This is a genomic window from Segatella copri, assembly GCF_026015465.1.
GTDB classification, from domain to species: Bacteria; Bacteroidota; Bacteroidia; order Bacteroidales; family Bacteroidaceae; genus Prevotella; species Prevotella copri_E.
The window spans coordinates 443,939-467,169 of sequence record NZ_JAPDUQ010000002.1; the positions used below are offsets into that span (position 1 = coordinate 443,939).

Annotated in this window: 19 protein-coding genes; 9 read left to right on the forward strand and 10 right to left on the reverse strand. The window is 44.5% G+C overall.

The genetic code is table 11. From position 1 onward, the window contains the following. Positions 1-76: 76 nt before the first annotated feature. From ONT08_RS08760 to rsxA, 6 genes are read left to right on the forward strand one after another with little or no spacing between them, the layout of a single operon-like run. Positions 77-919, forward strand: a complete 843-nt coding sequence (locus ONT08_RS08760; protein ID WP_153092510.1) for a Fe-S cluster domain-containing protein — start codon at positions 77-79, stop codon at positions 917-919. Between the two features lie 2 nt (positions 920-921). Next, on the forward strand, positions 922-2,274 hold the full coding sequence (gene rsxC / locus ONT08_RS08765) for an electron transport complex subunit RsxC (RefSeq protein WP_118139411.1): 1,353 nt from the start codon (positions 922-924) through the stop codon (positions 2,272-2,274). A gap of 50 nt (positions 2,275-2,324) precedes the next feature. Beyond that, positions 2,325-3,326, forward strand: coding sequence for an RnfABCDGE type electron transport complex subunit D (locus tag ONT08_RS08770; RefSeq protein WP_264959728.1), 1,002 nt, complete (start codon positions 2,325-2,327; stop codon positions 3,324-3,326). 13 nt (positions 3,327-3,339) lie between these two features. Continuing rightward, a complete protein-coding gene (locus tag ONT08_RS08775; protein ID WP_264959729.1) occupies positions 3,340-4,014 on the forward strand; it encodes an RnfABCDGE type electron transport complex subunit G in 675 nt (224 codons plus the stop codon). Between the two features lie 6 nt (positions 4,015-4,020). Next, positions 4,021-4,605 carry an electron transport complex subunit RsxE gene (gene rsxE, locus ONT08_RS08780; RefSeq protein ID WP_118201601.1) on the forward strand — a complete coding sequence of 195 codons (585 nt, stop codon included), beginning with the start codon at positions 4,021-4,023 and terminating at the stop codon, positions 4,603-4,605. A 41-nt stretch (positions 4,606-4,646) separates the two neighbouring features. After that, positions 4,647-5,249: an electron transport complex subunit RsxA gene (rsxA, locus tag ONT08_RS08785; protein WP_006848658.1), complete on the forward strand. Its 603-nt coding sequence runs from the start codon at positions 4,647-4,649 to the stop codon at positions 5,247-5,249. A gap of 167 nt (positions 5,250-5,416) precedes the next feature. Here rsxA and ONT08_RS08790 read toward each other — a convergent pair whose 3' ends face one another. Beyond that, positions 5,417-6,391, reverse strand: coding sequence for a hypothetical protein (locus ONT08_RS08790; RefSeq protein ID WP_264959730.1), 975 nt, complete (start codon positions 6,389-6,391; stop codon positions 5,417-5,419). A 320-nt stretch (positions 6,392-6,711) separates the two neighbouring features. Here ONT08_RS08790 and ONT08_RS08795 point away from each other — a divergent pair, with 320 nt between their 5' ends. After that, positions 6,712-8,193, forward strand: coding sequence for a tagaturonate reductase (locus ONT08_RS08795; RefSeq protein WP_022121862.1), 1,482 nt, complete (start codon positions 6,712-6,714; stop codon positions 8,191-8,193). 142 nt (positions 8,194-8,335) lie between these two features. Here the strand turns inward: ONT08_RS08795 and ONT08_RS08800 are convergent, their stop codons facing one another. From ONT08_RS08800 to ONT08_RS08815, 4 genes are all read right to left on the reverse strand, one after another. Next, complete coding sequence (locus ONT08_RS08800) at positions 8,336-10,327, reverse strand: KUP/HAK/KT family potassium transporter (RefSeq protein ID WP_264959731.1); 1,992 nt, start codon at positions 10,325-10,327, stop codon at positions 8,336-8,338. A gap of 317 nt (positions 10,328-10,644) precedes the next feature. Further along, positions 10,645-11,505, reverse strand: a complete 861-nt coding sequence (locus ONT08_RS08805; protein WP_117692382.1) for a tRNA threonylcarbamoyladenosine dehydratase — start codon at positions 11,503-11,505, stop codon at positions 10,645-10,647. Between the two features lie 241 nt (positions 11,506-11,746). Next, a complete protein-coding gene (locus ONT08_RS08810) occupies positions 11,747-11,845 on the reverse strand; it encodes a smalltalk protein (RefSeq protein WP_022121809.1) in 99 nt (32 codons plus the stop codon). A gap of 980 nt (positions 11,846-12,825) precedes the next feature. Then, the gene (locus ONT08_RS08815; protein ID WP_264959732.1) at positions 12,826-14,130 is read right to left on the reverse strand and encodes an IS1182 family transposase; all 1,305 of its coding nucleotides are present in this window, start codon (positions 14,128-14,130) and stop codon (positions 12,826-12,828) included. 156 nt (positions 14,131-14,286) lie between these two features. Here ONT08_RS08815 and istA point away from each other — a divergent pair, with 156 nt between their 5' ends. After that, on the forward strand, positions 14,287-15,843 hold the full coding sequence (gene istA / locus ONT08_RS08820; protein WP_264959393.1) for an IS21 family transposase: 1,557 nt from the start codon (positions 14,287-14,289) through the stop codon (positions 15,841-15,843). A gap of 14 nt (positions 15,844-15,857) precedes the next feature. Next, positions 15,858-16,589 (forward strand): IS21-like element helper ATPase IstB, encoded by a 732-nt coding sequence (gene istB / locus ONT08_RS08825; RefSeq protein WP_118201903.1) that lies wholly within the window; start codon positions 15,858-15,860, stop codon positions 16,587-16,589. Between the two features lie 129 nt (positions 16,590-16,718). Here istB and ONT08_RS08830 read toward each other — a convergent pair whose 3' ends face one another. From ONT08_RS08830 to ONT08_RS08850, 5 genes are all read right to left on the reverse strand, one after another. Next, complete coding sequence (locus tag ONT08_RS08830; RefSeq protein ID WP_264959733.1) at positions 16,719-17,015, reverse strand: transposase; 297 nt, start codon at positions 17,013-17,015, stop codon at positions 16,719-16,721. 498 nt (positions 17,016-17,513) lie between these two features. Further along, entirely contained in the window at positions 17,514-20,066 is a 2,553-nt protein-coding gene (locus ONT08_RS08835) for a TonB-dependent receptor (protein ID WP_264959734.1), read from the reverse strand. A 163-nt stretch (positions 20,067-20,229) separates the two neighbouring features. Beyond that, entirely contained in the window at positions 20,230-20,379 is a 150-nt protein-coding gene (locus ONT08_RS08840) for a hypothetical protein (RefSeq protein ID WP_181992689.1), read from the reverse strand. Then, positions 20,366-21,130 carry a type IV toxin-antitoxin system AbiEi family antitoxin domain-containing protein gene (locus ONT08_RS08845; RefSeq protein WP_264959735.1) on the reverse strand — a complete coding sequence of 255 codons (765 nt, stop codon included), beginning with the start codon at positions 21,128-21,130 and terminating at the stop codon, positions 20,366-20,368. The genes ONT08_RS08840 and ONT08_RS08845 overlap by 14 nt, the downstream gene beginning before the upstream one ends. Positions 21,131-21,537: 407 nt before the next feature. After that, positions 21,538-23,157 carry a competence protein CoiA gene (locus ONT08_RS08850; protein ID WP_264959736.1) on the reverse strand — a complete coding sequence of 540 codons (1,620 nt, stop codon included), beginning with the start codon at positions 23,155-23,157 and terminating at the stop codon, positions 21,538-21,540. Between the last annotated feature and the right edge of the window lie 74 nt (positions 23,158-23,231).

Consider the following 23,231-nt stretch of genomic DNA (forward strand, 5'->3'; position numbering starts at 1 on the left):
TGATGTGCTCCTGTGGTTTCTGCGATGAGCCTTTATTTTAAAACAAAGAAAATAACAAAACAAAACACAAAAAATTATGAATTTTATTTTGATTGCTGTCTTGGTTCTCGGAGCAATCGCGCTGATTGCAGCGCTGGTTCTCTTCGGAGTATCTAAGAAGTTTGCCGTCGAAGAAGACCCTCGCTTGGGCCAGGTAGGAGAGGTTCTGCCAGGTGCCAACTGTGGTGGTTGCGGTTTTGCCGGATGTTCTGGTATGGCCGCAGCTCTGGTGAAGGGTGCTGATGCCGGTTCTATCGATGGACTGATGTGTCCGGTAGGTGGTGCCGACGTGATGGGCAAGGTAGCCGACCTTTTAGGTATGGCAGTAGCCAATACCGAGCCAAAGGTGGCTGTGGTACGTTGTAATGGTACTTGCGAGAATCGTCCTCGCATTGCCGAGTATGATGGTTTGCACACTTGTGCAGCTATGAATTCATGTGGCGCTGGCGAAACAGGCTGCGGGTTCGGCTGTCTGGGTTGTGGCGATTGCGTGGCTGCCTGTCAGTTTGGCGCAATCTCTATCAATCCTGAAACTGGCATTCCTGAGGTTGATGAAGAGAAGTGTACGGGTTGTGGTGCTTGCGCCAACGCTTGTCCACGTCATATCATCGAGCTCCGCAAGAAGGGTCCTAAGGGCCGTAGAGTTTACGTTCAGTGCGTAAACCACGACAAGGGCGCTGTTGCCAAGAAGGCTTGTAGCGTTGCTTGCATCGGATGCGGTAAATGTCAGAAGGTCTGCAAGTTTGATGCTATCACCATCGAAAACAATGTGGCTTATGTTGACTTCAATAAGTGCCGCATGTGTACCAAGTGTGTTGATGAATGCCCAACAGGTGCTCTCGTAAAAGTAAATTTCCCAGTTAAGAAAAAGGAGGAATAATCATGAATTTGAGAACTTTTAGAATTGGTGGAGTTCACCCAGAAGAGAATAAGATTACTGCCGAGATGGCTACTCAGGTAGCTCCTCTCCCTAAGCAGGCTATTTTCCCACTTGGTCAGCACATCGGTGCTCCTGCCAAGCCTGTAGTAGCCAAGGGCGACAAGGTGAAGGTGGGTACACTCATTGCTGAGGCTGGTGGCTTTGTGAGTGCTCCTATTTACAGTTCCGTATCAGGAACTGTGTTCAAGGTAGATACATCTATTGATGCTACCGGTTATCGCAAGCCTTGTATTATTATTAATGTAGAAGGCGATGAGTGGGAGGAGAGTATCGACCGCTCTGATAAACTCGAGACGCTTGAGGCTCATACTGAGCTTACTCCAGAGGAAATCGTAAACCGCATCAAGGTAGCAGGTGTCACTGGTATGGGTGGTGCCGGTTTTCCTACCTTCATCAAGCTTTGTCCTCCTCCAGGAGCCAAGGCTGAGTGCGTCATCATCAACGGTGTAGAGTGTGAGCCTTATATCACAGCCGACTATCGCCTGATGATGGAGCATGCCGATGAGATTCTCGTTGGTTTGAACCTCCTGATGAAGGCGGCTAAGGTAGAGAAGGGCTACATCGGTATCGAGGACAACAAGCCTGCTGCCATCAAACTCTTCGAGGAAAAGACAGCCAATGACTCCCGTATCGAGATTGTACCTCTGGCTAAAAAGTACCCTCAGGGTGGTGAGAAGCAGTTGGTGGATGCCGTTATCCGCCGTCAGGTTCCTGCTCCTCCAGCTATCCCTGTCAACGTTGGAGCAATTGTTCAGAATGTAGGTACTGCTTTCGCTGTTTATCAGGCAGTTATGAAGAATAAACCTCTCTTCGAGCGCTATACTACCGTTACCGGCAAGCAGGTGAAGAACCCGGGCAACTTCCTCGTACGTATGGGTACTCCATTCTCTCAGATGATTGAGAATTGCGGAGGTTTGCCTGAGGGTGACAACAAGGTATTGGCTGGTGGTCCGATGATGGGTAAGGCTGTAATCAGTCTCGATGTGCCTGTAACCAAGGGTACCAACTCCATCACCGTATTGACCGATGCTGATGCTCATCGCAAGAAGGCTCAGCCATGTATCCGTTGTGCCAAGTGTGTGGATGCCTGCCCAATGGGTCTGGAGCCATACTTGCTCGCTACCTTGAGCGTAGTGAAGGATTATGAGCGCCTTGAGGCAGAAGAGGTAACATCCTGCATTGCCTGCGGTTCATGCCAGTTCACCTGTCCTTCACATCGTCCTATCCTCGATAATATTATCAATGGTAAGGGTGCGGTAATGGGCATCATCCGAGCTCGCAACGCCAAGAAGTAAGCGTTCACGTCAAGAATGAATTTCATTTAAGAAAGAATTTAAAAGATAAAATGGGAAAATTAATCGTTTCATTATCGCCACACGCTCATGGAAATGAGAGCGTAGAGAAGAACATGTACGGAGTGATTATCGCTCTCGTGCCTGCCATCCTCGCATCTTTCTATTTCTTCGGCTTGGGTTCAGCAGTTGTTCTGCTCACCTCTGTGGCAGCCTGCGTCTTCTTTGAGTGGGCAATTACAAAATATCTCCTGAAGGAGGAGACCAGCTTGCTCGATGGTTCTGCCATCATTACCGGTCTCTTGCTCGGCATGAACTTGCCAAGTAACCTTCCTCTCTGGATCATCATCATCGGTGCCCTATTTGCCATCGGGGTAGGTAAGATGAGCTTCGGCGGTTTGGGTAACAATCCTTTCAATCCCGCTTTGGTAGGCCGTTGCTTCCTGCTCGTCAGTTTCCCTGCCCAGATGACTTCATGGCCTGTTGCCGGACAGATGCTCAGCTATACAGATGCTGCAACGGGTGCTACTCCGCTGGCTATCATGAAGACAGCCATCAAGACGGGCGATGCTTCTGTTCTCAACCAGTTGCCTGATGCGATGAGCCTGCTCTTCGGTGCTACAGGCGATACTTTCGGTGCCGGTACTACCGGTGAGGTTTGTGCATTCGCCCTCTTGCTCGGTTTGGCTTACATGCTCTGGAAGAAGGTCATTACCTGGCATATTCCAGTCAGCATCATCGCTACCGTATTTGTATTCAGCGGTTTGATGCATTTGGCTAATCCTGTTTATGCCAATCCTCTGGCTGTCATCTTCAGTGGTGGTCTGATGCTCGGTGCCATCTTCATGGCTACTGATTATGTAACCTCTCCGATGACCCGCAAGGGCATGCTTATCTACGGTGTATGCATCGGTCTGCTGACCGTCATCATCCGTAACTGGGGTAGCTATCCAGAAGGTATGTCGTTCGCCATTCTTATCATGAATGCGTTCACACCTCTTATTAACACATACGTTAAACCAAAGCGCTTCGGTGAGAAGCCTGCTAAGAAATAAGGAGGACAGAGACATGCAGAAATTAGAATCATCATTAAAGAACATGGTTTTGGTGCTCGTAGGCGTAGCGCTCATCGTAGGTGCTGTTCTTGCATATATCAATCATCTTACATCTGGTCCTATCACCGAGAAGGCTGCACAGAGTCTGGCTGCCGGTATCAAGAGCGTGATGGGTACTGAAGAACTCCAGGTGGCTGAGCCTGAAGAGGTGAAGCAGGAGTTTGGCGGTAAGGAATTCTCTTTCACCATACATAAGTGCTCAGACAAGAGCGGCAAGCAGCTGGGTGCTGCCGTAGAGAGTACAACCGGTGGTTTCGGTGGCGATCTGAAGGTGCTCGTAGGTTTCGATACTGAGGGCAAGATTATGGGTTATACCGTGCTTCAGGCTTCAGAGACTCCGGGTCTGGGCGCCAAGGCTGCTACCTGGTTTCAGAAGGACGGAAAGGGTAGCATCATCGGTAAGACTCCAAAGGATGGCGACCTCCACGTATCTAAGGACGATAAGAGTGGCAATGCAGTAGACGCCATCACCGCTTCTACCATTACCAGCCGCGCCTTCCTCAAGGCTATCAACCAGGCTTATGCCGTTTATGCCAAGAAGGATGTTGACGGCGAGAGCGGTGCATCTCAGAAAGCAGATGCAGAGAGTGGTGTATCTAAAGTTGAACATAACGAAAAGAAAGGATAAACCGATATGAGTAATGTTAAGATTTTGATGAACGGACTCATCAAGGAGAATCCAACCTTCGTGTTGCTTCTCGGTATGTGTCCTACTTTGGCTACAACAACCAGCGCCATCAACGGTCTCTCTATGGGATTGGCTACCATGGCGGTGCTGATCTGTACCAACTTTGTTATCTCCTGTATCAAGAAGATTACACCCGATATGGTTCGCATCCCTGTGTTTATCGTAGTGATTGCAGCCTTCGTTACTATCCTTCAGATGGTGATGAGCGCTTATGCTCCTGACAGCATCAATCAGGCGCTGGGTATTTATATTCCGCTGATTGTAGTAAACTGTATCATCCTGGGTAGGGCAGAGAGCTTTGCTGCCAAGAATTCGCCTATTGCCAGCCTCTTCGATGGCATTGGTTGCGGTTTGGGTTTCACCCTCGGTTTGACCATCCTGGGTAGTGCCCGCGAGATTCTCGGTGCAGGTAGTGTATTCGGTATCACTCTGTTGCCGGAGACTACCAACATTCTGATGTTCATCCTGCCTCCTGGAGCTTTCCTCACCTTGGGTTACATCATTGCTATATTTAATAAGGTAAAGAAGTAAGCGTAGGCATCGCTTCAAATCAATGAAATAAAATAGAAATTATGGAATATTTATTGATATTTATCTCTGCGATATTCGTCAACAACATCGTCTTGTCGCAGTTTCTCGGTATCTGTCCATTCCTGGGCGTATCGAAGAAAGTTGATACAGCCATCGGTATGGGTGGTGCCATTGCTTTTGTCTTGACCCTGGCAACCATCATTACCTGGTGTGTTCAGAAGTATGTACTCGATCCGTTCGGATTGCAATATCTCCAGACCCTGGCATTCATCCTCGTGATTGCAGCCTTGGTTCAGATGGTAGAGATTATCCTGAAGAAGGTTTCTCCTGCACTTTATCAGGCGCTCGGTATCTTCCTGCCTCTGATTACTACCAACTGTGCCGTGCTGGGTGTAGCCATCCTGGTTATCCAGAAGGATTACAATCTGCTTGAGAGCGTGGTTTACGCCTTCTCTACCGCTCTCGGCTTTGCCCTGGCTCTCATTGTCTTTGCCGGCATTCGCGAGCAGCAGGCTTTGGTTCGTATTCCTAAGGGCATGCAGGGCGTAGCTATCGTCATGGTAACTGCAGCGCTCCTCAGCCTCGCCTTCATGGGATTCTCGGGCGTAGATGGCGGTTTGAAATCGCTCTTCGGATTGGAGTAAAACTTTTACTGAAAGTTGATAAAATAATAATGGGAATTTGCGAATGGTATGAACCGATGCAAATTCCCATTTTTTGTACTTGATTTTTCTTACTCTCTTACTTGAGGTCTTGATTTTTCTTAACTCTCTGTCTTTATAAACTTGAAATTATAACTCTTTCTCTTTTCTTATCTTCTGTGTCCGAAACTTCCACCGCCATTGCTCTTGCTTGGTGTAGAAGAGCGAGGGGTGAATCCGCCGCCACGGTTGCCAGACCCGCTGCTGAATGAACGGCTCATGCTGCTGCGGTTGCCCCCGAAGATATTACTTCTTCCGCTTCCGAAGCTGCTGTTTCCGAAACCACGGCTGTTGTTTCCGAAACCACGGTTGTTGCTAGTGCTGCTGTTGCTGCTGCCGAAACCGCGGTTAGGGCGACTGTTGCTATTGCCGAAGCCCCGGTTGCTGCTGTTTCCGAAGCCTCCGTTGTTATTTCCGAAGCCTCCGTTCTGAGGGCGGCTGCTGTTTCCGAAGCCAGCGTTGTTGTTAGGGCGGCTTGCATTACCGAAACCACGATTTGGGTTCATCTGAGGTCTGTTCTCGCGGTTCAGATTTCCGAAAGATCTTCCTCTGCCGTAATCACCACGGTTGAATCCGTCTCTCATACCTACTCTAGGATGTCCTCCTGGGTGAGGGCCGCCAAATCTTTTTCCGTGATACCAGCTTCTGTTTCCGTTTACTCGCCAGCTATGACCTCCACGGTAAGATACGTAGAAGTGAGGGCGACCGAAGTAGAAAAAGTCGCGGCGCGGATAGCGGGCGTAGATGCCGAAGTGCCAGTAGCCCGCATGCCAGTAGAGCGGACGGTAGAAATAGGTGGCATTGAGATATGTTCTGTACTGCCAGTCGAGCAGGATATAGCTCAAATCTATATTGCGCTGGCGCCAGTAAGCACCATACAGGTCATCGTATGTATCTACACTCATCAGGTAGTCAAGGTTCACCTCGTAAGCTGCCTCATACTGGTCTTCCGTAAGATTGAGCTCGTAAGCCATCTTGTCTGTCAGGAAGAGAGCCTGCTGTCTTGCCTGCTCATAACTCATTGCAGAAGCGGCAGTGAATGTCATCATGAACATGGCTACCAGAGCTATTATCATTCGTTTCATAATCGTATATCTTTAAATTGTTATACTTCATGTTTCTTTTTTTCTGGTGCAAAGATACGATGTTTTTTGCTTCCACGGTCGGGATTTCCCCTAAAGGGGTGGGGGAAAATCCCTACTTCTTTATTTTGTGCCTGCGCAGTTCTATATATAATTAAGGTATAGAACCGGAGTGGAGCGTAAAGGTTTGCGTGAAGTTTTTCGCTGTTTTTGGAACAATCAAACGAAATATTTACTACCTTTGCACTCAGAAAAAAACAATCTGATGAATAGATTGGAATTTAAAACGGAAAGTAAAATAATAAAGACAAAATAAACAAATCATGAAAGAGCTAAAAGCATTAAACAAGCGCACTGCTCCTAAGAGCGTCGCTCCAGAGAAAATCATTCAGTTTGGTGAAGGTAACTTCCTCCGTGCATTCGTAGATTGGATTGTATGGAATATGAACAAGAAGACCGACTTCAACGGTTCTGTCGTTGTAGTTCAGCCATTGGCTGGTGGTATGGTTGACTGGCTGAACGGTCAGGACTGCCTCTATCACGTAAACCTTCAGGGTAAGGAGAACGGCCAGGCTATCAACACATTGGAGCGTATCGACGTTATCAGCCGTGCACTGAATCCATATTCTCAGAACCAGGCTTTCATGGCTTTGGCTGAGCAGCCAGAGATGCGTTTCATCATCTCTAACACTACAGAGGCTGGTATCGCATTCGATGACTCTTGCAAGTTTACAGATGCTCCTGCAGCTTCTTATCCAGGCAAGTTGGTTCAGCTCTTGTTCCACCGCTACAAGTTCTTCGAGGGCGACCCAACCAAGGGTATGATCCTGATGCCATGTGAGCTGATCTTCCTCAACGGTCACCATCTCAAGGAGTGCATCTATCAGTATATCGAGCTCTGGAAGGGCGATATGGGTGCTGATTACGAGGGCTTCAAGGAGTGGTTCACCAACCACTGCTACGTTTGCGCTACATTGGTAGACCGCATCGTTCCTGGTTTCCCACGCGATACCATCAAGGAGATTCAGCAGAAGATTTGCTACAAGGACAACCTCGTAGTTAAGGCAGAAAGCTTCCACCTCTGGGTTATCGAGAAGGCAGAAAATATGACAGTAGAGCAGATGCAGGAGGAGTTCCCAGCTCATAAGGCAGGTCTCCACGTGCTTATCACAGATAATGAGAAGCCATACCACGAGCGTAAGGTTACCCTGCTGAATGGTCCTCACACCGTATTGAGCCCTGTTACATACCTCAGCGGTGTAAACATTGTTCGCGATGCCTGCGAGCACCCGGTATTGGGCAAGTACATCCACAAGGTACAGTTTGAGGAGTTGATGCAGACTCTGAACCTCCCTATGGATGAGCTGCAGAAGTTCGCTTCTGACGTATTGGAGCGTTTCGAGAATCCATTCGTAGATCATCAGGTAACCAGCATCATGCTCAACTCATTCCCTAAGTTTGAGACTCGCGACCTGCCTGGTGTCAAGATTTATCTTGAGCGTAAGGGCGAGTTGCCACAGGGTTTGGTATTCGGTCTCGCTGCTATCATCACTTACTATAAGGGTGGTGTTCGCGAGGATGGTGCTCCTATCCAGCCAAACGATGACCAGAAGATTATGGACAAGCTTACCGAGCTTTGGGCTACCGGCGATACCCAGAAGGTAGCTGAGGGCGTATTGGGCTTCGACTATATCTGGCACGAGGATTTGAACAAGACAGTTCCTGGCCTTACCGAGTTGGTTAAGAAAGATCTTGACCTTATTCAGGAGAAGGGCATGCTGGAGGCTGTTAAGACTATCCTCTAATAAAAAAAAATGTTCGTTCATAGGTTCAAATAACGATTAAGATTTGAAAAATAGTTATAAGGTTTTGTGTTAGTTGTTAGCTATAATCTTCTAGCTAATAGGTTAAAGGCGGGGAGCTTGTGAAAGCGCCTCGCCTTTTTGCTTATTGTCTGCTTTGTGATATTTCAGAATCCTTAATGACCTTAATGACCTTGGCCTTCATGGCCGGATGGTTGATGATGAGCGGCACTCTTTCTACCACTACCATGGAAGTGTCGAGGCCCAATGCCTTAGGCTCGTCAATACCTATCTTGCTGATAAGAGCGTAGATACTCATCAGCAGGTTCTGTTGGCGATTATCTGAACTCTCCGGGTAATATACGCGGTGAATGATGATGAATCGGAAATCGCCCGGAATTCCGTATTTGCGCAGCGAAGGATAGGTGCTTTGCAAATCTACCTTTCCGTCTGCTACCAGATCTTCCACTACTTGTCGCAGATAGAGACTCACCCTAGGCTCTATGCGGAAACCAATGTGCATGGTTACGCTGTAGAGGGTGTCGGGAATCAGGGTCTCGCAGTTGTACTCCAGCGTGTCAGGAGTGTCAACAAACTCCATGTTGATAAGCCAGTAATGGTCAGCACGTTTCGGCTGCTTGTTGATGATGGAGTAGAGCAACTTGTCATCTACGGCACCTTCCTTGTTGGCGTGGTTCACATAAACCAGGTTGGAAGCGTACTTAGGGATGCTCTCGTCGGCCTTGATGTCGGAGATAATCTGATAATAATCATCCAGCGGTTTGGTGCTGATATAATGGCGGCGTATCTTCATGGCTTTCACCCATACGTACATCATCAGGAACAGGATTCCACCAATGAGCATCGTACACCATCCACCTGCAAGAAACTTTGACAGATTGGCAGTCAGGAAGATGGCTTCGATGATGCAGTATGCGCCCATAAACAGCATCGTGAAAATCCGTGCCACTCCCTTGCTGTGCAGGTAGAAACCGAGCAGCAGGGTAGTCATCAGCATGGTGATGGTGATGGCGAGTCCGTAGGCTGCCTCCATGTGCGAGGAGTCGCGGAAGAGCAGGATGATGAGAACCACGCCGATATACATGGCGAGGTTGATCATCGGGATATAGAGCTGCCCCTTAACATGGGTAGGATGCTTGATTCGCATGCGCGGCCAGAAGTGCAGGTTCATGGCTTCGCTCAATATGGAGAAGGTTCCGCTGATGAGTGCCTGGCTCGCAACGATTGCCGCCCCCGTGGCCATGATGATAGCGAAGAACAGCATGCTCTGCGGCATGATGGCAAAGAACGGATTCACAGCCAGCGCCGTATCTGCATGATTCAGCACCCATGCTCCCTGTCCCAGATAGTTGAGAATGAGCATGGTCTTTACGAAGCCCCAGCTGATGGCGATGTTCTTTCTGCCGCAATGTCCCAGGTCAGAATAGAGAGCCTCGGCACCGGTAGTACAGAGAAAGACGGCACCCAGAATCAGAAACCATTCAGGCGATTTCGCCAGCAGCATGGCAGCATAATAGGGGTTGAAAGCCTTCAGTATCAATGGGTAAGACGTGATGCTGAAAGCTCCCACCACGCCCAGCAGCAGGAACCATAGCAGCATAAATACGCCAAATGATTTGCCAATACTCTCTGTGCCAAACCGCTGCACGAAGAAGATGATGGTGATGATGCCCAGGGTGATGGGGATGACTGGCAGGTTGGGACTGATGCTTTCGAGTCCTTCGATGGCTGTGGTCACGGTGATGGCAGGGGTGATGATTCCGTCTGCCAGCAGGGTGCTTGCGCCAATGATGGCCAGTAGGTAAATCCACTTGCTCTTGAGTCGGCGCAGCAAGGCATAGAGGGCGAGGATGCCTCCCTCGCCATTGTTGTCGGCACGTAGCGCCACGCATACATATTTGATGGTGGTTTGGAGGGTGAGTGTCCAGATGATGCATGACAGTGCACCCAGGATGGTGCTCTCGCTGATGCTTTCGCCCGTATGCAGGATAGCCTTCATCACATAGAGAGGTGATGTTCCGATGTCTCCGAATACAATGCCTAATGTAACGAGCAATCCCAGAAAGCCTACTTTGTGATGATTGCAGGCTACTGAACTTTCTGCTTTTTCTTTCATTTTTCTTCTCTTATTTAAATTAAATATTATCCTTTTTGGGACATGAAAATGTCCTTTGTGATTATAAATTTGCGTGCAAAGGTATAAACATAAGAGGTAAGATAGAATTTGTTTAACAAGATTTATCGGATTTAACTTTTATTCTTTGAAGATATGAAGAGACGAATAGAGGCGAATGCCGATAAGACTACTCCCGAGAAACTTCTGAACCTAGCGAAACTTGAATAATAAATAAAGGCGGGGAGCTTGTGAAAGCGCCTCGCCTTTTGCGTATGTTTTGTAAGTTTCTTTTTAAGTGACTGTTGTAAAGAAAACAGTTATTCAATGATGTGGTTGATGACCATTCCTGCGATAGCCATTCCGAAGGTTGCGGTGATGTGGCAGAGCGAACCGTTGATCTGTGCCTTAGTAGAGCACCATTCGTGTTCTACCAGTTGCTGGTCGCCCGGAGCATCATATACGGCAGTATCGGTACCCCTCTCTCCGCTAATGAGTTTGGCTTTCGGGCATAGGCATCCGCCCGTGCCGCAGGCTTTGTTCACCCCTTGGTTCTGCATCGGTTTTTCTTCACTGTATACGCACTGGAATTTTCGTCGTGGGAAGGTTTTGTTCTTCTTGAATTTCTTTCGCAGTGCTCTTGCCAGCGGGTCTCCATCCACCTTCCAGAATTCAGATTTTCTTACCTTGAATGGGTCGGTGCGCAGGGCAGCTCCCATAGAAGATATAAAGGTGATTTCCTTAGGCAGGGCAGTGGCACGCAGAATGAGGTCAGCCTTATCCTTGAGCGAGTCGATGGCATCGATGATGAAGTCGTATTGCTCCATGTGGAATTCATCGGCAGTTTCTGCCTGATATATTTTCTGATAGGCTGTGATGTTGGCATCGGGGTTGATTTCGAGCAGTCGGTTGCGCAGCGCCTCTACCTTCACTTCGCCTAAGGTTCGGCTTGTAGCCATCAGTTGGCGGTTGCAGTTGGTTACGCATACCCTGTCGCTGTCTACGATAGTGATGTTTCTCACGCCGCTTCTCAAGAGTCCTTCAGCGCACCATGATCCTACTCCTCCGATACCGAAGATGAGCACTCTTGCCTTCTGAATTTTCTCAAGATTATCCTTTCCCAGGAGCAGTTCGGTGCGTCGCTGCATTCCCCGCTCCATTGTCGTTATTTTATTCTCCATTTTATTGTTTGTAAAGAATTCTAATGTATATATCTGATGCAAAGTTAGTGAATAAAATCTGATGTCGGCTGATATGAATAAATGTTTATAATTCTTTAACTCATTTAACTTCTGAACTTGCGAAACTTGAATTATTACTAAGTGGATAATGATAGTCACATGCTTTTTTTAGTGGTTGAAATTTAGTTTCAGTAAGCGTTTCTGGAAGAAGAAGGGCGGGGGAGTAACTAATAATGAACTGTTACGCCCCCATGCATGATGTTACTCCGAGGGTAGTGCCGAGCGCCGTCAAGATTGTGAGTACAATCTGAAAAATCTGTTTCCAAGTTTCTTTCTTCATAATTTTCTAGTTTTTTTAGTGATTAATAATGTTCTTGATTACAGGTGCAAAGGTACTACATTTTTCCTACACCACCAAAAATCACCTTGCAGAGTTATGTAAAATTCCATTAACATTTCTGCCATATTGTGTTAAAGAAAATAACTCATCGTTTTGCGGGTCATAACTCATAGCTTTGTGATGAGATAGTCATAGTTTTAGGGGCAATGAATGTATGCATCTCGATACCGCTAAAAAATCGATTACAAATTACAATTTCAGTTATTACAGTTTTATTTTGACCCAATATCACGCTTTTAAAATGTAAGTATAGAAAAGTATATATAAATATATAATTATATATTTATATATAAATATTTGTAGTAACAGATTGTTACTACCTTCAAACCCTTATACCCCCTCAGGAAAAAACTGTAATAACTGAAATTGTAATTACCGTAATACAAATAATCTTCAAAAATCCTTGGTTGTTTCAAAAACATTTCGTACCTTTGAGGGCAGCATTGCTAAAGCATCCTGATGAAGCTTTGATGGATGACATCGGGGAAATGTGGTCGTTAGAGTGCTCACCTAAGTATTATGTTGATTGTTGGATGAACATGATGCAAAAGTTTTTTGATGTGAATGATGCCTTGAAAGGTATCCTTATTAAAGACATTTTCGAAAAATATTAAATGGTAAATTACTCAAGTTTCGCAAGTTTTGCTCCACACGCCCTGAACCAACGGTCACCGGCCGAAGGGAAAGGTAAAGGGCAGAAGCATTAAAAACAGAAAGAGGGTGTGTCATAAGTCTGTGACGCACCCTTTTTTTGTGTGTGTTTCTATATATTCTAGTTGAATCGTAGTCTTTCTTCACAAAGGGAATCTTATTATATTGTATAGAAACTTTACTTTTCTTGTTTTATCGATAACAAAACAGCCCCAAAGCTCACAAAAGGGCATAGTTATCCCTGACGATAAAACAACCAAAATTGAGTTTTATCGTTTTATACCCAAATATTTCTTCAAATTGAATCCCATTCCGAACAATCCTAGATCCATGTAAACCTTGTCCATTCCAAAATGCCTGAATCGCTTATAATGCATATCTGCCTTCATCTGCCCAAATACAGCTTCCGGCTCTATCGGTCGCTGGCTTCTGTGTTTCAAGCCCTCTTCAGACGTTAGTAGCAGGAAGGCTTCCTTTTTATATGCATTCAGTTTATGGTTGACATATATGGTTCTGTTGCCTTTGGATTTCTTGCAGAGACTTCCAAGCGGACATCCATCACATCGTTGTGCTCTATATAATGTAATGACAGACACATAGCCGGAGTCACTTTTCGTTTGCCGTTGTCCACAAGGTTCCATGTGTTGTCCCATGGGGCAGACATAATAGTCATCATCCCTGTTGTAGTAGAAGTTCGCTTGGTTGAAGGCATCCTCCTTGAAAGGCTTATGCTGTTCCTTGTGAAACCAGTTGTACTTTACATAACCCATCATTTCTTCCATCTCTAGGTACTCGTAGTTCTCCTCCGAGCCATACCCTGAGTCTGCGGTGACGCTCTTGGATTGCTTTCCATATCTTTTCTTGTACTTATCCAAAAAAGGCTTGAAGGTCAGGGTGTCTGTTGGATTGGGATAAAGGGCGAAATTCGTCCAATATTGATTCTCTGTCGCAATTTGAAGGTTATAGGCAGGCTTTGTCTGCCCATTGTTCATGGCATCTTCCTTGAGGCGCATGAAGGTCGCATCGGGATCAGTCTTGGAGTAACTGTTTCTCTCGCCCAGTATATCCAGTGATTTTTCATACTCGCACAGTTTGTCCGAGGCTTTGAACAAGTGATCTATCTGAGTATTTAGCTTTTGCTTCTCTCTTCCTGTAAGCTTTGCCTTAGGAAGGTTCTTAGCTTGCCTCTCACACAAACGTGCACTTCTCTCTACATCCTTGGCGGAAGTGGCTGGCTCGCAGTCTTCTTCCTTAATGTCACTCCCGCCATTCAGGCGAATTTGTTCTTTTATCTGAGCCAATGCAGCAGAGGTCTTTTCCAAGAGCTTAGCCCTGTTCTTTTCCACAGTCTTCTTCCATACAAACGTGTACTTGTTTGCTTTCGACTCTATCTTAGTGCCATCAACATATTGTTCCTCCAGACTAATCACGCCCTTTTCAACCAATATGGAGACGACTGCATCAAAATAAAAGTCGATGCATTTAATCATATGATTGGATCTAAAGCGGTTGATTGTTGCGAAAGATAATTGCTTACCTGACAGTATCGGCGAATCGGTACCACTATAGCGCATGAATCGGTACCATCATAGCACTGCATTCGGTACCATCGTATCACTTGAATCGGTACCATCATAGCGCCCCAATCGGTACCAAAAAGATGTAAAGTTCTGCTCATGTATAATAATAACCGCCTATCTTTGCAGAAGAATTTTTAAATCTGTATAGATATGGCACAAAGTAATGTAAACATGAGCAAATTAAAACGTTCATTTCAAATGCTAGCGGCAAAAATACCGCAACGCACCATTTGCGAGCAACTACACATGGGACGTGGCGTACTGAACCGTTACAAGACCTTGGCGGATTCCCAAGGTTTGTCCTATGGCGTGATAGGCCGCATGAGTGACGGGGAAATAGAATCTTTCCTCCAGTTGTCCAAACCCACAGCAGCCCCATCTTCCCAACGTCAGGTGCTGGACGGGCTGTTGCCTGAATATGTGTCAGACTTGTCGCATAACCGCTACCTCACCATTCAAGCCCTGCACGAGTCATACAAGAAGGAGCATCCCGACGGATATGGATACACCCAGTTCAAGAAGTCAATCCGTAAGTATCAGTACTCACACAACCTCAGCTTCCATAACACCTATATTCCTGGGGAAGAGATGCAGATTGACTTCGCCGGCGATACCCTGTGGCTTACCGACCCGAAGACAGGTGAGCTAACCAAGGTTGTCGTCTTGGTCTGTATCCTGCCATACAGCGGCTTGGGATTTGCCAAGGCTATGTACAACGCTTCCATGGAGAACTTCTTCGGCGGTATATCCGATGCCTTCTCTTACTTCGGCGGAACAACTCGCATAGCCAAGAGTGACAACATGAAGCAGTGGGTGAAGAAATACGACCGCTACGAGCCAGCGTTCAATGATGCAGCCGTGGAATGGGCCGCCTACTACGATACAACCCTCCAAACCTGCAGGGTTCGCACTCCCAGGGACAAAGGTCCAGTCGAGGGACTCGTCCAAAAGACCTACAATGCCGTCTACGCTCTGCTACATGACGAGGTGTTTTACAATCTACCGAGTATGAATGCCCGTATCTATGAGTTGATGGACGGCTTCAATGAAAAGCCGTCCAGAACGACAGGGAGAAGCAGACGTGACATCTTCGAGGCGGAAGAGCAACCTACGTTGGGCAAACTGCCCATGACTCCATACCGCTTCAGATATCGCAAGGAGGTGAAACTGTCCGGTACCTATCACGTCATGGTTGACAAGCACAACTATAGCGTGCCATACCAGTATGTCGGGCAAAAGGTGAGCGTACTGTGGGACTTAGATACCGTGGAGGTTTACTCCGGGAGTTCTCGCATAGCCATCCATCAGCGTCGCCAAGGATCTGGATACAGCACGCTTGACGAGCATATGCCAGACAAACATCTTGCCTACAAGCACGGACAGGGATATAACGCCGCCTATTTTCTGGAGGAGGCAGCATTGGTTGGCAGCAACACCACTTCCGCAGTCCAATCCATCCTCAATCGCACGAAGCATGTCGAGCAGTCGTACAAGTCCTGCCAAGGAGTCCTGTCTCTCAAGCGCAAGTATGGCAAGGAGCGCCTGGAGAAGGCCTGCAAGCGTCTGGCAGGTTGTTCATCCATCACCTACACGACCATCCGCAACGTATTGGAGAAGAACCTTGACCAAGTTGACGGGGAAGAAACAGTCTCAAATGTGCCACAGAACGACTATGTGAGAGGCGCGGAGGCATTTATGAACATTTAAACATATATAGTAACATGAACTTACAAGAAACCATCATACAACTCAACGAGTTGAAACTCAGAGGTATGTCATCCTCCTTCGAGGCCATGACCAGCCTTCCTGTACAGAACCGCCCATCCCTGGAAGTCGCCATCTCCAAGATGGTGGATGCAGAGGTGCAGGACAGACGAGATCGAAAGACCGCCATGTATCTAAAAATCAGCAAGCTTAGATATACGGCACTCTTAGAGGATGTCATCTGTGGAACAGACCGCAACTTCACCAAGGATGACCTTGCCGCCATTGCCGACTGTGCCTTCATACGCAGACATGAGAACTTGCTCATACAAGGAAAGTGCGGCTGCGGAAAATCCTTCCTTGCCTGTGCCCTTGGAAGACAGGCTTGCATGCTAGGCTACAGAACTCTCTATCTCAATATGAACAGCTTTGTGGAGAAAGTTGCACTCAGCAAGCTGGATGGATCGTACCTGAGGATGATAACCAATCTGGAAAAGTATGACTTGCTCATATGGGATGACTTCGGGTTGCAGCCAATGGATGACAAGACCAGACTCGCAATGCTTCAAATCCTAGAAGAGAGATACGAAAGAAAGTCCGTCATTATCGCCTCACAGCTTCCCATTGCCAAATGGTATGATTACATAGGTGATCCTACCTTGGCAGATGCCATTATGGACCGTTTGGTGGCAAATGCAAGTAAAATAGAGTTAAAAGGCGATTCTATGCGCCAGAAATTGAAAAAATAAATTACCTTTGCAAATTGAAAAGCAGAACTGAAATCTTGGTACCGCTTGCAGCGATACAAGCGGTACCGATTGCAGTGATAGCATGGTACCGATTACACCGCTACGCTTGGTACCGATACAGCGCTATCGTCACTTACCTCCACAAATCCACATATAGCGAACATCGTATTTAAGTGCGTCCGCTATGCCACGACAGGAATAAACGCCATTGATATAGGCAAAAACAACTAAACTTAGAAGCATCTTCGGACTGTAAGGAGGAGCACCAATCCCATCATAGGTATCCATGAGAGGGTTGATGTCCATACTGCGAACAATACGATCCACCATACGAACTTTGCTGTCTTTTGGCACATAATCATCGAAAGAGTTAGGAAAAAAGCTCAATTCGTGCCGAGTTTCAGATTTTATTTGTATCTTTGCCATACTTAAAGAAGTTTTCTGCAAAGATACAAATCTTTTGCGGAAAGGCAAAGCCCGAGCTTGTGAAAGTTTGGGCTTTGTTGTAAATAAAAATGTTTTTTAAAGATTTCGTATCTGTGAAAAGGCAAAAAATAAAAAGGGGTGCGTCACAGACTTATGACACACCCTCTTTCCCTGCATATATTTTATCTGAAAATTCTGCCCAAATATTCAGAATAGCTTAAAATGAGCGATTTATGAGTGTTTTACCTCAATAGAGGTAATAATTTAGCAACGGTTCTAATTTCTGCAATGTGCATATGTTTGCTTGTCAAACAACTCTTTTCGTTTGCAAAAATATAACAATTTATTGGATACACAATAAAATGTATGTTTTTTAACGATTGATAATGATAAGTGAAAATTCTGTGGATGAACATCTCGGTTAATAAATCCTGAGATATTCATCACACAGAATTTGGGTATTGCATTTTAGAGGTTGATTTGAAAACCAATACTTTTCTAAAAACGATTAATCTCATCCTCAGCAGAACCGCTTCCGTTGTATTTATCTTTGAAACTATTGAAATTGTAACTAATGGAAGCTATGATGCAGCGATTGAAGTTATTCACCTTTCTGTTCTGCACCACAAAATTAACCCTCTTTACATCGTTCAACTTCGAGCTATTAAACAAGTCCTCTGCTTTCAATGTTATCGTCAATTTCTTTTTAAGTAACTGTTTCTGTACCATCATATTTAATGACGAATAACCGTTTTGCTCGTAGATGCCATGATGTCCCTTAATGTTCCAAAAGAAATCACATCGAAAAAGCCAATCGTTCCTTAGTGCCACTACATTTTGGAAAGCGAAGAGACCGTATGGATGATTGTAATCTAATTGCTCTCCATTATATGATAGCGTGAAATAAGGTTTATAGACCCCCACCGTCAAAGTAGGTCGCCAACAACCAAAAACAGGTGAAACAACACATTGCGCTCCTAGTTGCTGGAAATCCTTGGCGTTGGTTGACATCCAAGTTACCGTTCCAGGTTTGCCGGATACAGCAACGACAGTCGGATGGATGTAATCCTTGATATACTGATAATCCAACTTGAAGTCGAATATGCTATAATTCACACTAAGTTCTGTATCATACACGTATTGCGGTTTCAGATAAATGTTGCCTTGCTCATAATGGTATTGATTGTTGTAGCTCACACTGTTGTTCAACTGACGAAACGAAGGACGGTTGACCCTGCTACTGAAATCAAGATTCATCCCCACTCTCCCAAACATAGTGGAAAGAGAAAGGGATGGAAGTAAGTCCGAATAATTGGTCTTGTTCTTTACTTCTCCTTGGTCTGTGTTGATGGCATGAATGTACTCATAGCGAAGCCCGATGCTTCCTTTCCATTTGGAGGCAGACAAACGAAAAGTGGCAAATCCTGCATACTTGGTTTCCTTATTCTTGAATTGGTCATCGGCTATCTTCCCTTCTTCGTTTACAGACATACCCCATGAACTGATTTTACTGAAATCCGTTCCGAAATCAAGCCTATTATTCTTATTCATGTTCCAAGCAAACACCCCTTTGAGTGCAGTCGCACGATTTCGCTGGTCGTTTTGCATATGCGTGATTTCTGAGACAGCATCTATTCTACTTGTCTCGCTCACTTGTTGCTTATGTTTCAGTTGAGCATAAACATAGTCGGCATCCAAGTTGAGCTGTAGGTTGTCTGTTAGTTTGCCGATATAATACAGATTGACATTGTGAAACCTTTCCTTTTCAGATTCTTCAGTCTTGTTATCTGTAGCTGTCAGCAGTTCATCATTCTTGTACGTCTGCATATAGTCGAAAGGAGAGTCGAGCATCTTGTAGTTGGAGATGCTTCCCAAATATCTTCCGCCGATAGTGTGATTCTTGTTTATGGCATAATTCATACCAACATTATAGTCATGAGAGCGAGAGCGGTCGGAATATTCAGAAGCAGAAATCTCATGAAATGTATCTTGCTCGTAATTGAACTGGTTAACATCATATCTGATGTCACTTCTCGTATTGTCATATTGATATGCGAGGAACATATCCAAAGCTCCCTTGTGGATGTTGAGGTAGACCTCCTCGTTGTTAGACAAATTCTTATGTTTGGAGATTTCCGCACCCACAATACCAGAAAGTCCATCCAAGGAATGGTGTACGGTAGTGATGTTTATGACACTCCTTGTTTCTGCATCGTATTCTGCCCCAGGGTTTGTTATGAGCTGTACAGACTTCACGTTGGTAGAAGAAAGGAGTGACAACCCTGAAGTATTAGTCTGCTTTCTTCCATCTATATAGATGACAGGCTCACCCTTACCAAACACCTCATACTTTCCATTTGCATAGAGCATCCCAGGAATATATTTGATAACATCTGTTGCCTTGCCAATATTTTTCAAATTGGAATTTTGAACGTCAAGCGTAAGTTTACCGTTTTCTCTTGATATGTATTTGCGATGCCCTTTAATCTCAATTTTTTGCAGATTAATTGTTGCATCCTCCAAAGTTATGGCACCAACCTCACCGGTACGATATGCATTACAATAAGTTTTGTAGCCCACACAACTCACTTTCACAATTGCCTTTTTCACCTCGCAAGGAATTACGAACTGACCATTCTCATTTGTTACACCACCCGTGATTAAACTGGAATCACTAACATTGAGCAAAGCGACATTGGCGAAATCGACTGGTTGATGGTGAGTGTCTACAATGCGTCCCATCATTCTGTTAGAAGTCTTTTGAATACATTCTACAATGATAATATTATCCACTTGTTTCATCTTGATAGGGTAAAAACCAATCAAGTTCATGATGGCATCTGGAACACTTTCATTTTTGATGTTCTTTGTCACCTTGAAATCCTCCAACTCGTCATACACAAAGTTGATGACATACTTATCCTGTTTGGCATTCAAATCCTTTAATGCCGCAGAAAATGACACATTATTATATTGTCGAGTGATACGTTGGGCAGAAACGCCCATATTTATCACCGAAAGCAAAATCAAACTTATCAGATATTTACTCATAGCCTATTCCCTGTTTTATAGTCCATATACTGTATATACAGTTGAGCCAAGCAAAAAACTAAGCAAAACAACAACTTTTTTCAAAATTTACAGAAAAAACATTCAACGACTCCTTGTCTTCCACAAAGCCATAGGATGAAATTTGATTCTATTGACCATCTCTTTATCTTCGAACAGCAGATTTAGACAGCAAAGGACTGTCATGGAAATAGTTGAGTATCTCCACCAATCGCATCACCTTTTCGAGGTTGTCGCGAATAAAGCCTTGCTCCTTGGCGATGATGTCAAGAGCTTGTTTGTTATATGAGTTCATATTCTTCCTTTGATGTTAGTTCTTGCGGCACATACATGCGCCATTTATTTACAAATGTATCCGACTCTTCGTTGTTAGTCAACCACTTGACGCTTTTGGTTCCCTTGGCTCGGCACAGCTCCAAGAGGGATTCTGAGATGTTGGCTTGTTCCTTGATTCGCTCCAACAGATAGCCTGTCTTCTGGTACAGGAATGCCTTGTCGTACCTTGCGAGATAATCGATGAACCTTTCCTCATTGAGCAAGACGATACCCTCCATGCAATGCAGCAATTCCTCAATACCCCCAGCTCGGTCGATACGGTCAAAGCAATCCAACAACGTACTCTCCACATCCGTTACTCGCACATAAGGGTTTCCCTTGGGTGTCATCATACCAACGATTTCCTTTGTTTGTCGGCAATAGGTATAATCCACATCGTCGAAAGAAAAGGAATTGAAGCGAGTCATGCTTTTCACAAAAACCTCATTGAAGGGTTGATGAGCCAATCCATGAAATTCCAATGCTGTGTGATAACTGATGCAAGCTGTAGGTGACAAGTGGCTTCCTATCTCATACTTGTCGCAAACAGGTAAGCCAGATGCTATATCCTTCATGCAATAGGTATTGCGCCGTATAGCCACAATCCACCCTTGTTGCTTGTACCGAGCAAGCAACGCTTCCACCGATTTCACCTTGTCTTTCAGAGCCTCAGAAAGTTCATCCGAAGTGAATATCCGCAGCTTGTATAATATACTCAGTAGTTCTGTCATTGTTTCTAATTTTGCGCAAAGATATGAAATCTAATTTGTTTATGAGAAAATTCAGAAACTTTTTATGCTTTTTTATATGTTCTTTCCATCTTAATTGTCCGACTACGGAGGAACAAATCACCGACAGGCAAGTTCTTTTGGGAGTAACCCAAAAGGTTTTTTGCTCATAAAATAGGGTTTGAAGAGTTTGAATTAGATAAACTTTTGAATGGAACGTTATGTTTAAGTCCTGAGATTGCTTCTTCTTTAGAACGTTTTTGGGGCATTCCTGCTTCTTTTTAGCTTTCTTTGCAATCTGCTTATGAAGAAGATTTAGATAAGAGCGATAATAAAGGCATGGTTCGAACTTTTCTTAATTTTGTCGCACCTAAATAACGTGCAAAAACATTGCATGTTATTAGGGTGCGTTATATGAATTTCAAAGTGCCTTCGTCTTTTGCTGGGGTAAGCGATGTTACTTTAACTTTTGCATCCTTGTATTTACTGGATATGCGTGTTCTGATGAATTTGTATAATTTAAATTTTTTACACGATACATCTCCTATTTTACCTATAAAGCACTCATCATCTTCCTCAATATTTCTAGTTAAGTTGTTGCAAACAATGCAAGGACATACTATTCTGTTTTCTTCCAAACATTTAAGAACGGCAAATTCTTTAGCATCTCTATCATTATCGAATTCTGATACAAATTCCATTTTATAAACAGCAGAAGGTTGCGGCTTGTCATTCTTCGTATTATAGCTAAAATCATAATGCCCATCTGCATACAAAGTAAATGTAGGTTTTCCTTCTTTCTTTTCTACCTTTGGATTGAAATTGAAATATTTTATGCCAGGTGCATTTAACTGCCCATTATAGCGAAGGTTTCTCAACATTATGCTTTCTTCGTTAATAGGAACTATTATAGTTCTATAATGATTGCCTGGCATAGAACAATTATTGTTTCCTTTTTCATCCAGTAGTATATAAATAGAATCATCGGAAATTTTACCCTTTCTCGTTATGACTAAATCATATTCAAAGTCTTTTATACTAGACCCGTCAATACACTCTGTATAGCCAAGACTTTTTAAGTCGAAAAACTTATCAAAAGGAGTTATATAAAACTTCTTTTCTCTAACAAATTTTTCTTTTATAAGAGCTTTGGCTGCCTCTTTTAGGTAGATACTATAGCTACATTTATTCTTGCCTCCTTTATGAACAAAGTAAAAATGTCCTACGCTGTCTTCTTTTACAATTACTTCTTGCTTACAAGCTATACATCTATATTTTATAGATGGAATGAAATCTTTAAACGAGAGAGTTCTTAAGTTTATAACCTTACTATTATTCTCATCTGTTACGATGTGATATTTTGAATCTTCGGGTGTACCTAGAAATACGTTTGAAGCTCTTTCTGGAGTGTTCAAATATCCAGTAGAAAACGAATAATCTTTGGAGATATGGCTGTAAGACGTATGCTCGCTTTTCAAGCTTTCTTGTCCCTTAAAATATATCCATTGGCGGTTTTCGGAACTTTCTTCCAGGAACTCTTTCATTTTTAAAGGATCCAGAGGGCATTTATTGATATCTATCTCTACGCATTCTATTTTTGCTGATTTGATTTTGGCTGCTTTGTCCGTGTCAACTTCATGCGAGCGTTTAAATTCTACCCATAACTTTTGCCCGGCAGTGTCTCCGACACAATCTGGTCTAAGGGAGAGCTCTTTGTAGTAGCTCTCTACATCAACACTTTGGAAAAGACGGACGCCACCTACCTGTAAAGGATATCGAGGTAACATGATCTTCTTACCTTCAGAAAGGATTTCTTTAGCCATTAAGTGTAGAGCAGACTCAACAGCACCAACGCAATCACTTCCCCCTACATGAGCAAAATGATGTTGGTTATGTTGACCTTTATTCTTGGCAATTAGCTTTGATCTGCATTCTGGGCAGGTACAACCACATGCTTCACCATTTGGCACATCGTCCACATGTACCAAATGACCTTTTGCCCCTACAGCATAAGTTAAATAAGCATCCATTATTTCTTCATTTTGATTTTGTTATATATTACTTATGAATCGAATATTCACAGATAAGGATGTCTGTTGCCGTT